Raw genomic sequence first — 10,299 nt, forward strand, 5'->3', positions numbered from 1 at the left:
GGACGCCAGCAACAACGGTTACGCGGGCGTCCTGTTCGACGGTGGCGAGAGCAACGAAGTCCGGAACGCGACCGTCGACGAGACCGGTAGCGCACCGGCGCAGAACGAGACCGACGACAACGAGACGGAGACGCGACGAGACCGAGACGGAGACGACCACGGAAGAGACGACGACTGAAGAGACGACGACTGAAGAGACGACGACCGAAGAGACGACGACCGAAGAGACGACGACCGAAGAGACGACGACCGAGGAAACTACGACCGAGGAGACGGCCACTGAGACGGCGGTCGACGACGAAACCGAGACCGCCTCCGAGAACGAGACGGTCACGGAGACCGAGACGGTGTCCGCCCTCCAGGTCGAGAACAACACCACCACCGAAGGCTCCGAAGGTGGCGTCACGCCGGCCGACAACGAGAGTACGGACGACGAGACCGAGACGCCGGTCGACGACGAAACCACCGACAACGAGACCATGGACAACGAGACCATGGACAACGAGACCATGGACAACGAGACCATGGACAACGAGACCATGGACAACGAGTCCGCCTCGAACTTCTCTAGCGCGTTCCTCTACGTCGGTGGCAGCAACAACACCGTCGTCGATTCGTCGGCGAACGCCAGCACCGGCTGGACCGTCTACGCCGTCGACGCGAACCAGAGCGGCGGGATGGACGTCACCATCGATGGGACGCAACTCTCCTACGCCGCGACGGACGTCGCGTTCGCACCGAGTAACGAGACGCCCGAAGCCCTCGACGGCTACGCCGCCGTGACCGACGGCATCGACGTCGAGTCGCTCAGCAACGAGTCGAACCTCGAACTCACCGTCACCTACGACGTCAACCGACTGGCGGCCGAGGACACCGACGAACTGAGCATCTCGTTCTACCAGTACGCCGACGGCGAGTGGACCCAGGTCGACACCCGCGTTGACCTCGCCTCTAACACCGTCTCGGCGAACTTCACCGAGAACGGCACCGCCGTCGTCCTCGGCGAGATAGACGAGGACGCAGTCGACGACGACGACGAGGAACCGACGGAGACGGAAACGCCGACGGAAACCGAGACGCCGACGGAGACTGCGACCGAGACGACGACTGAGGAGACCACGACTGAAGAGACGACGACGGAAGAGACGACCACCGAGGAAACCACGACTGAAGAGACGACGACTGAAGAGACGACCAACGAGGAAACCACTACGGAAGAAACCACGACAGAGGAGACGACCACCGAAGAAACCACTACGGAAGAAACTACGACCGAAGAGACGACGGCCGACGCGTAATCGGCCGGTTCGTCCCCGACACTTTCTTTTTCGACCGTCGAAGCGGCGAGAAGCGGCGGCTCCGAGTCAGTACTTCGGGTCCGCGCCGGTGACTTCGTAGACGTCTTCCATCAGGCGGTCACGCTGGTCCTTCCAGCCCTCCATCGCACTCGGTCGACGCGGGTACCGTCCGTAGTGACCCATCAGTTCGTCCGCGGCGTTCTTCGTCTCGTAGAACTTGTAAATCTCGCTCCAGAACCCGTACGACTCCTTCGCGGTCTTGGCGATGAGTCGGGGCCCGAACGAGGTGGTGCCGGAGTAGAGCGCCTCGGCCAGTTTCTCGCCCGGCAGGCGGGCCAGCAGTCCCATCAGTTCGTTCACGTCGATGGCCGTCGACAGGACGTTGTAGACGTCGAGTCCGGCGTAGCGCTGGCCGAAGTGGTCCATCACGCGTTCGTTGTAGTGCCAGAGTGCCTCCTCGCTCACGTCGCCCTCGCCGATGGCGCGGACGGCCTGTTCGCCGGCGTACTTCCCGGCGTAGGCGGCACCGGCGATGCCGCCGCCGGTGGTGGGGTTGACGTGGCCGGCGGAGTCCCCCGCGGCGATGAACCCCGGCGCGACGGCGGAGTCGTAGGGGCGGCGCGTCGGCAGGGCCGCGCCGAGTTTGTCCGTCACCGTCGCGTTCTCGAACTCCGGCCGTTCCCGGAGGTCACGCTTCAGGTCGTCGACGAGTTTCATCGGCTCCTCGGTCATCTGGAAGCCGAGACCGGCGTTGATGGTCGTCTCGGTCCGCGGGAAGTACCAGATGTAGCCCGCGGCGACCTCTGCGGGCTTGAACACGAGGCGTCGGACCACTCGACGGGCTCTTCGACCTCGACGATTTCGCGGTAGGCCGAACAGAACTGGCTGTAGGAGACGTTCGTGTCGAACGTCGCCTCCGAGAAGTCGGCCTTGTCCTGCAGGATGGAGAGTGCACCGGCGCCGTCGACGGTCACGTCAGCCTCGTACTCGACGACCTCGCCCTTCTTCTTCGCGCGAACGCCCGTCACGCGCCCGTCGTCGGTCTGGTTCACGTCCTGCACGACGGTGTCGTAGTGGAACTCCACGCCGGCGCTCTCCGCGCCGTCGATGAGGCGACGACCGTACTCCCAGCGGTCGATGACCGCGAGTTCGCCCGGCACGGGGATTTCGAGGACGGTGTCCTCCTGCGGAAGTTCGAACCGGCCGTGGTCCACGTCCGTGTTCGTGAAGGCGGGTTGAATCTGTTCTTTGGGGATGGCGTCGGGGAAGGCGTCGGCGCCTTTCAGGGCGTCGCCGCAGGCGATGTGTCCCGCCTCGTCGGCGGTCTTCCGTTCGACGACGACCACGTCGAGACCCTCGCGGGCGATCGTCGCGGCGGCGTAGCACCCCGAGGTGCCAGCCCCGACGACGACGACGTCGTACTCGTGGGTGGTGGTCATTGTTCGGATTCTGGCGGGCGAGCGGAAAACTCTTTATTTGTCGTCCCCGAGGTGGCAGTTCGCCCGCCGAGGCGGGACTGCCCCTCAGAGAAACAGTCTGTCGGTGTCCGACACCGACGCCGTCGTCGCCTCCCGCCACTCGCGGTCGAAGTCGGGCAACTCCGCCAGTCGCGCCTCGTTGCGGCGAATCTGTCGCTCGATGCGACGCGCGAGTGCGTCTATCTCCGCGTCGAGAGAGTCCATACGTGATTCTTGCGATGCGGTCGCAAAGGTGTTGGCTCCGCGTTACGTCTCGTCCGGGTCCCGCACGTCGTCTCCGAACACCATCTCGGTGTCGTCGTCGAGTATCTCCGCGTCGTCCGTCTCGGTGTCGCCGTCCGGCAGGTCGGGGTCCGCGGGGTCGTCGTCGAGTATCTCCGCGCCGTCGCCCGCCGTCTCCGCCTCTCTGGCAGAGACGGGGTCGGCCTCGTCCGTCCGTTCCGCGTCCGACGGTCCGTCGGTCCGAACGACGGCCCGGTCGGCGTCGTCCGCGTCGGCCGACTCGCTGCCGTCTAGCACCGCGGCACCCTCGGCGAGTTGCCGGAACTCGCCCGCGTCGGCGTCTTCGCTCTCCAGATACGACTCGACCCGTTCGCTCGCCCGGCGGGTCGCGTCGGCGAGTGCGTCCGATTCGTCCGCGTGCGCGTCGAGAGCGTCGGCGACCGACGAGGCATCGTCGGACGGCGAGGCGTCGTCGGACGGCGACTGGGGTGCGGACGCGGGTTCTGCCGGCGGAGACGGGCCGGGGGGAGACGACGAACTGGGTGATGGAGACGGAGATGCGGACGGCGACGGAGACGGAGATGCGGACGGAGACGACCCTTCGTCGTCGCCGGCGACGGCGTCCGTCACCGCGTCGCTGACGCGCGCCTCTATCTCGGCCGTCGCGCCGTCGATGGAGTCCGCGACGGCGCGTTCGGTGGCGATGGCGACCGTCTCGCGCAGGTCGTCCTCGTCGATGCCCGACCCGTCCAGTCGCCGGGCGACGGCCGCGGCGTTCGCGTCGAGGCGGACGGCGGTCCGACCGACGGCGGCGACGGCGACGCCGAGGCCGGCGAGGACGGCGGCCGGCGCGAGGCGGGCCGTCGTGACCGCCGCGAGCGAGGTTCCGCCGTCGAGGCCGTACCAGACGCCCGCCCCGGCGAGGCCGAGTCCGACGGCCGTCGGCGGCAGCGCTCGGAGGTGATAGCCGGCGGCGCGTCGGACGGCGTCTCGCAGTCGCATGCGCGGTCGGTCGGCCGGTCGGCAGTTAACTCTCCCGACCCCGTTACAAGATATGAGAACCGCGGCGGCGTCAGTCCTCGCCGGACTCGTAGTGTTCGCCCGCCGCCTCCGGGATGCGGGTGCGGCCGACGAGGGCGAGGACGACGATGACCGTCACGTACGGGATGGTCTGGATGAGCGAGTCGGGCACGGTGTAGCCGGGGACCTGCTGGAGGCGAATCTGGACGGCCTCCAGTCCGGCGAACAGGAACGACGCGCCGAACGCGCCGATGGGGTTGTAGTTGCCGAACAGGTAGGCGACGATGGCGATGAACCCCTTGCCGTTGACCATCGTCTGGTTGTTCCCGAGGAACTGCCCGAGTCCCAGCGAGAGCGCCGCGCCGCCGATGCCGGCGAGGAAGCCGGACAGGAGCGCACTCGCGTAGCGACCCGCGACACGTCCACGCCGACGGTGTCGAGGGCGCGCGGGTTCTCGCCGGAGGCGCGCACGTGACTGCCGAACGAGGTGCGGTTGAGGACGAACCACGAGGCGGGCACGGCGACGAGCATCGCGTAGACGGCGGGCGTGGCGGTGAAGACGGCGCCGAAGAAGGGGATGTCCGAGAGGACCGGAATCACCCACGTCGGCAGCGACGTGCCGATGTTGTCCGTGTTGACGCCGCCGTAGTACACCGTCGCGGCGAACGGCGCGAGACCGAGGGCGATGAGCCACACCGCCAGCCCGGCGATTATCTGGTCGGCCTTGTAGCGGATACAGACCACCGCGAACAGCGCGGCGAACAGCACCGAGGCGAGGATGCCCGCGCCGAAGCCCACCCAGAGGTTCGGGACGAACAGCGTCGTCCCGTCCGGACCGATGATGGAGGGGACGAGGATGGCGACGAACGCCGAGATGATGAGCAGTCCCTCCAGCCCGATGTTGATGACGCCGGACTTCTCCGCGAAGATGCCGCCGAGGGCGGCGAAGACGATGGGCACCGAGAGGCGGAGCGCCGACGCCAGCGTGCTTCGCTCGGTCAGTATCGAGGCGAGGTTCGCCCAGATGCTCTCGGGGAAGACGAACCCGAGGAGACCGATGAGGACGAAGACGCCCAGGGCGCCCCCGACCAGCGTCTCGCGGTACGACCAGTCGCGTTCGAGGAGTCCGGAGAGTCCGGTCTGCGTGCTCATCGCTCCTCACCTCCCGAGGCGGGTTCGCCGCCGTCCGTGGCGACGGCCTTCGAGTCGGGTTCCTCCAGATCCACGACGTTCGTCCCGATGGCGCGGAAGAACTCCGGCATGGCGACGAACAGGATGATGAGACCCCGGAGGACGCCGACGAGTTGCTTCGGGACGCCCGTCTCGAACTGCACCGCGAGCGACCCGGACTTCAGCGTGCCGAACAGCAACGCGGCCGGGAACACCCCGAGCGGATTGTTGCCCGCGAGGATGGAGACGGTGATGCCGTCGAAGCCGAGGGCGGGCACGCCCGTCTGCCACTTCCCCATCACCATCAGGACCCACACCGCGCCGCCGACGCCGCCGAGGGCACCCGAGAGCATCATGCTGCTCACGACGGTCCGTTTGGCGTCGACGCCGCCGTACTCGGCGGCTTCGGGCTGGATACCGCTCGTCCGCAGGTCGTAGCCGTACGACGTGCGTTCGATGAGGAACCAGATGGCGGCCACCAGCGCGAGTGCGAACACGAGAGTGAGAACCGCGAAGTCACCGCCCCGCGGGAAGACGACGGGCGCGAGCGTCGCGTAGCCGGGGAGCGGCGCCGTCTCGACGACCTGCGAGTCGGGGTTGCGGAAGAACTGCGAGACGGCGACGAACGCCAACTGCGCGGCGATGAAGTTGAGCATGATGGTCGTGATGACCTCGTTCGCGTCGGCGTACGCCTTCAGCGCCCCGGGGATGGCCGCGTAGAACGCGCCCGCGGCGGCGCCGGCGAGGACGCCGACGGGGACCAGAAGCACGCTCCCGGCCAGTCCGCCGGGGACGACGGGGACGAGGGTGCCGACGACGAGCGCCGTCACCAGTCCGCCGACGACGAGTTGCCCCTGCGTCCCGATGTTGAACAGGCCCGCGCGGAACGCCACGGCGACGGAGAGGCCCGTGAAGACGAGCAGCGTCGTCTCCTTCATCGTCAGCGCGACGCTGAAGTTCAGCGGGTTCCACTGCGACGTGAACAGCGCCTTCGTCACGAGCGGTCCGGTGAACGTCAGCGCACCCGTGAACGGACTCCACGCGGGGTTGACGAGGGGCCCGGACATGATGGCCGGGTTCAGCGGGTTGCCGAACGCCCCGTTGAACAGTACGAAGTAGACTTCGAGAGGGTCGTAACAGAAGCCGAGGCCGAAGTAGACGGCGGCCGCCTGCGAACAGGTGGTGATGCGGCCCGACGCGAGGATGAGCACCGCGCCGACGAGAATCGCGAGGACGAGGGCGGCGAGGCTGATGAGCAGGCGTTCGACGCCCGAGAGGGCGACGATTCGGCGGAGCATCGACCTGACAGTCCGGCGCGCGTCGGCGGCGGCGCTCATCGGTCAACCTCCGTTCCCTCGTCGGCGGCACCGCCGTCGGCCACCGCGTCTTCGGTCTGCGACTCGGTCTCCGGGCGTTCGCCCGCCATGAGCAGACCGATCTCTCCTCGGTGACGTTCTGCGGGTCGACCACGTCCATGAACTCGCCGTCGTGCATGACGGCGAGGCGGTCCGACAGCCCCTGCACCTCGTCGAGTTTCGAGGAGACGAGGAGGACGGCCTTGCCCGCGTCGCGGAGTTCGAGCAGTCGGTCGTGGATGAACTCGGTCGAGCCGATGTCGACCCCGCGGGTCGGGTGCGTGGCGACGACGAGTTCCGGTTCCCGTTCGAACTCGCGGCCCACGATGAACTTCTGCTGGTTGCCGCCCGACAGCGACTCCGCGTCCGCGTCGGGGTTCGGCGGTCGGACATCGTACTCGCGGATGATGTCCTCGGTGTGGCCGCGGGCCGTGTCCCAGTCGATGTTGCCGCGGGTGGCGAACGGCGCGCTGTGTTGGCTGCCGAGGATGCCGTTCTGCACGAGGTCGAACTCCATCACCAGCCCCCGTTCGTGCCGGTCCTCGGGGATGTACGCCATCCCGGCGTCGATGCGGTCCGAGCGAGGCGCGCGGGTGATGTCCTCGCCGAGGTAGGTGACGCTGCCCTCGGTGGGTTCGCGGAGTCCGGTGATGGACTCGATGAGTTCGGACTGGCCGTTGCCGTCCACGCCGGCGATGCCGAACACTTCGCCCTCGCGCACGTCGAAGGAGACGCCGGAGACGGTCTCGATACCGCGGTTGTCCTCCGCGGAGAGGCGGTCCGTCGAGAGGACGACGTCGCCCGGTTCGGTCGGGTTCTTGTCCGTCTGCAGGAACACTTCGCGGCCGACCATCAGTTCGGCGAGTCGTTCCCGCGAGGTGTCCTCGGTCTTCACGGTGCCGACGTTCTCGCCGTCGCGGAGGACGGTCACGTCGTCGGCGGCGTGCATCGCCTCGCCCAGCTTGTGGGTGATGAAGATGATGGTCTTGCCCTGCGCCGTCAGTTCCTCGAAGACCTCGAACAGGTCCTCGACCTCCTGCGGCGTCAGCACGGCGGTCGGTTCGTCCAGGATGAGGATGTCGGCGCCCCGGTACAGCGCCTTGAGAATCTCGACGCGCTGTTGCACGCCGACGCTCACGTCCTCTATCGTCGCCTCCGGGTCGACGTCGAACCCGTATCGCCCGGACAGGTCTCGCACGTCACGCCGCGCGCCCTCTCTGTCGACCGCGAGCCCGAACCACTTGCGTGGTTCGTTCCCGAGAACGATGTTCTCGGTCACGGTCATCGGGTCCACGAGCATGAAGTGCTGGTGAATCATCCCGACGCCCGCGTCGATGGCGTCTCGGGGGGAGGAGAACTGCCGTTCCTCGCCCTCGATGACGACGCGTCCCTCGGTCGGTCGGTACAGACCGTAGAGGACGTTCATCAGCGTCGTCTTCCCCGCGCCGTTCTCTCCGAGAAGTGCGTGCACCGTGCCGCGCTCGACGGTCAGGTCGACGTCATCGTTGGCGATGACCCCTGGGAACCGCTTGGTGATTCCGTCGAGGTGGACCGCGGTGGTCATGTTATCCTCCACTCTCGCGCGTTCGTTTAAACTCGTTTGGTTTCGCGCCGGTCGCGGCACCGAGACAGTTAGATTTCGGAACGTCCGGCGCCGAGACGGCGGTCCGGCGGGCGGCGAATCTGACCGCGACCGACAGCGGTCGCTCGCGACGCCCGTCGGTGTCGCCGTCCGCGCCGTCGCGAAAGAAGTCGTGCGTGTGGTCGCGTCGTCGCCGCGGGTGCGACGCCGTCGTCGTCGCGCGAGCGCCGTCTACTCCATCGACGACGGGACCGAAATCTCGCCGTCGATGATTGCCTGTCGGCTCTCGCTGACCGCCGTCTTGACGTCCTCGGGTATCTCGCCGCCGATTTCCTGCCCGTAGACGCACTCGATGCCGTTCTGGTCGAGGCCGAGCGTCGTCGTCTCGCCGCCGTTGTACGAGTCTTCGACGACGTTCTCGACGGACGTGAACACGGCCGTCTCGACGCGCTTGACCATCGAGGCGAGGATGACGTTCGCGTAGTTCGGGTCGGTCTGCGACTGGTCGGAGTCGACGCCGATGGCGAACTTGTCCTGCTCCTGTGCCGCCTGGAAGACGCCGAGACCCGTCCCGCCGGCCGCGTGGTAGACGATGTCGACGCCGTCCTCGTACATCGAGGTGGCTATCTCCTTGCCCGCCGCGGAGTCGGAGAACGACCCGGCGTACGCCGCCGAGATACTGATGTTCTCGTCGGCGTGCTTGACGCCGGCCTCGTAGCCGGCCTGGAACTTCTTGATGAGGGGGGCTTCGACGCCGCCGACGAAGCCGACCTGCGTCGAGTCGCCGGACGTGGCGCCCGCGCCGGCCTCGAACTGCTGGGTCGTCAGGAGACCCGCGAGGTGACCGACGAGGAACGACCCCTCGTGCTCCTTGAACGCGTAGGAGGCGACGTTGTCGCGGTCGATGACGTCGTCGACCAGCATGAACTTCTGGTCGGGGAAGTTCTGCGACGTCTCCTGCAGCGCGGACTTCTGCGCGAAGCCGATACAGCAGACGAGGTCGTAGTCGGGGTTCTGCGACTGCGCGAACCGGCGCTGGAACGTCGGGAACTCCTCGGCCGCCGAGGGTTGCGCCTCGTTGTACGCGACGTTCAGTTCGGACTGCGCGCGTTCGATGCCGCGCTTGGCGGCGTCGTTGAACGACTTGTCGCCCAGACCGCCGAGCGCGTACACCATGCCGACGTTCGCGGCCGGGCCGCCCTCCTCGGTGGTCGCCTGCGTCGTCTCCGCGGACTCGGTCTCGGTCGTCTCGGCGCCGCCCTCGGTCGCCGTCGAGTCGCCGCCCTCGGTCGGTCCGCCGCTACACCCTGCCAGACCTGCGATACCCGCGACACCTGTCGCCTTCAAGAACTTGCGTCTATCCATCTCTATGGACACCTATACGGTTAGCCGACGCGAGATGGCCATAAGTGCGTCGCTTCCATTCTCGATTCTGTGAATGCGGTGGAGATATCCTGACGAACGGTTAGCGCAGCGAGAATGGGCTGAACGTTCTCACAGTTAGCCGGCGGATTCGACGGCCGCCTCGACGACGTCGGTGGCCGCCTCGACGAGGGCGTCCACGTCGTCGGCCTCGGCGTAGACGCGCACGTACGGTTCGGTGCCGGAGGGGCGGACGAGCACCCACGACGCGTCCGGCCGTTCGAGACGGACGCCGTGTTCGGTGTCGACGTCCGCCTCGGGGAACGCCTCGGGGAGCGTCGTCTCCAACGTCGCCATGGCGGCCGTCTTCCGTTCGTCGGGGCGAGGCGACGCTCACCTTCCGGTAGGGGCGTTCTGTGACGGGTTCGCGGAGCGTCGAGAGGCCGGACTCGGCGACCAGACGGGTGAAGACGGCCGCCGAGGCGACGCCGTCTATCCACCCGCCGAGTCCGGGGTGGATGTGCTTCCACGGTTCGGCGGCGAACACCACGTCGCCGCCGCCGGCGCGCGCGGCGGCGATGCCCTCGTGCAGTGCGCCGAGGCGAACCCGTTCGACCCGGCCGCCCGCCGCGCGGACCCGTTCGTCGATGCGGCCCGACGCGTTCGGCGTCGTCACGACCACCGGGTCGTCCGCGTCCGCGGCGCGCACGAAGTGTTCCGCGAGGACGGCGACGACGGTGTCCTCGTGGACCACCTCGCCGTCCGGGCCGACGACGACGATGCGGTCGGAGTCGCCGTCGTGGGCGATGCCG

Annotated in this window: 6 protein-coding genes and 4 pseudogenes; 1 reads left to right on the forward strand and 9 read right to left on the reverse strand. The window is 67.7% G+C overall.

What is annotated here, in order from left to right:
* A partial coding sequence (locus tag GJ632_RS14595) for a hypothetical protein (protein ID WP_191453345.1) occupies window positions 1-526 on the reverse strand: 526 nt, incomplete at its 3' end.
* Between GJ632_RS14595 and GJ632_RS22230 the strand changes: the two genes are divergently transcribed.
* Window positions 510-1,298: a hypothetical protein gene (locus GJ632_RS22230; RefSeq protein ID WP_197428016.1), complete on the forward strand. Its 789-nt coding sequence runs from the start codon at window positions 510-512 to the stop codon at window positions 1,296-1,298. The two genes, GJ632_RS14595 and GJ632_RS22230, sit on opposite strands and share 17 nt — an antisense overlap.
* 66 nt (window positions 1,299-1,364) lie before the next feature.
* Here the strand turns inward: GJ632_RS22230 and GJ632_RS14605 are convergent.
* The 8 genes and pseudogenes from GJ632_RS14605 to GJ632_RS14635 form a co-directional block, all read right to left on the reverse strand.
* A pseudogene (locus GJ632_RS14605) lies at window positions 1,365-2,737 on the reverse strand (geranylgeranyl reductase family protein).
* 84 nt (window positions 2,738-2,821) lie between these two features.
* A complete protein-coding gene (locus GJ632_RS22235) occupies window positions 2,822-2,980 on the reverse strand; it encodes a hypothetical protein (RefSeq protein ID WP_197428017.1) in 159 nt (52 codons plus the stop codon).
* A 42-nt stretch (window positions 2,981-3,022) separates the two neighbouring features.
* Complete coding sequence (locus GJ632_RS14610; protein WP_191453346.1) at window positions 3,023-4,000, reverse strand: hypothetical protein; 978 nt, start codon at window positions 3,998-4,000, stop codon at window positions 3,023-3,025.
* Window positions 4,001-4,070: 70 nt separating this feature from the next.
* Window positions 4,071-5,170, reverse strand: a pseudogene (locus GJ632_RS14615) (ABC transporter permease).
* On the reverse strand, window positions 5,167-6,525 hold the full coding sequence (locus tag GJ632_RS14620) for an ABC transporter permease (protein ID WP_089806586.1): 1,359 nt from the start codon (window positions 6,523-6,525) through the stop codon (window positions 5,167-5,169). The pseudogene GJ632_RS14615 and the gene GJ632_RS14620 overlap by 4 nt, the downstream one beginning before the upstream one ends.
* A pseudogene (locus GJ632_RS14625) lies at window positions 6,522-8,107 on the reverse strand (ABC transporter ATP-binding protein). The gene GJ632_RS14620 and the pseudogene GJ632_RS14625 overlap by 4 nt, the downstream one beginning before the upstream one ends.
* Before the next feature lie 249 nt (window positions 8,108-8,356).
* The gene (locus GJ632_RS14630; protein ID WP_191453347.1) at window positions 8,357-9,490 is read right to left on the reverse strand and encodes a BMP family protein; all 1,134 of its coding nucleotides are present in this window, start codon (window positions 9,488-9,490) and stop codon (window positions 8,357-8,359) included.
* A 135-nt stretch (window positions 9,491-9,625) separates the two neighbouring features.
* Window positions 9,626-10,299, reverse strand: a pseudogene (locus GJ632_RS14635) (phosphomannomutase); the annotation flags it as partial.

This window comes from Halogeometricum sp. CBA1124 (assembly GCF_009741955.1).
GTDB classification, from domain to species: domain Archaea; phylum Halobacteriota; class Halobacteria; order Halobacteriales; family Haloferacaceae; genus Halogeometricum; species Halogeometricum rufum.

Excerpts from the sequence above, each read along its gene's own strand:
- GJ632_RS22230 (WP_197428016.1), top strand. The coding sequence starts at position 510 with ATGGACAACGAGACCATGGACAACGAGACCATGGACAACGAGTCCGCC.
- GJ632_RS22235 (WP_197428017.1), bottom strand. The coding sequence starts at position 2,980 with ATGGACTCTCTCGACGCGGAGATAGACGCACTCGCGCGTCGCATCGAG.
- GJ632_RS14610 (WP_191453346.1), bottom strand. The coding sequence starts at position 4,000 with ATGCGACTGCGAGACGCCGTCCGACGCGCCGCCGGCTATCACCTCCGA.
- GJ632_RS14620 (WP_089806586.1), bottom strand. The coding sequence starts at position 6,525 with ATGAGCGCCGCCGCCGACGCGCGCCGGACTGTCAGGTCGATGCTCCGC.
- GJ632_RS14630 (WP_191453347.1), bottom strand. The coding sequence starts at position 9,490 with ATGGATAGACGCAAGTTCTTGAAGGCGACAGGTGTCGCGGGTATCGCA.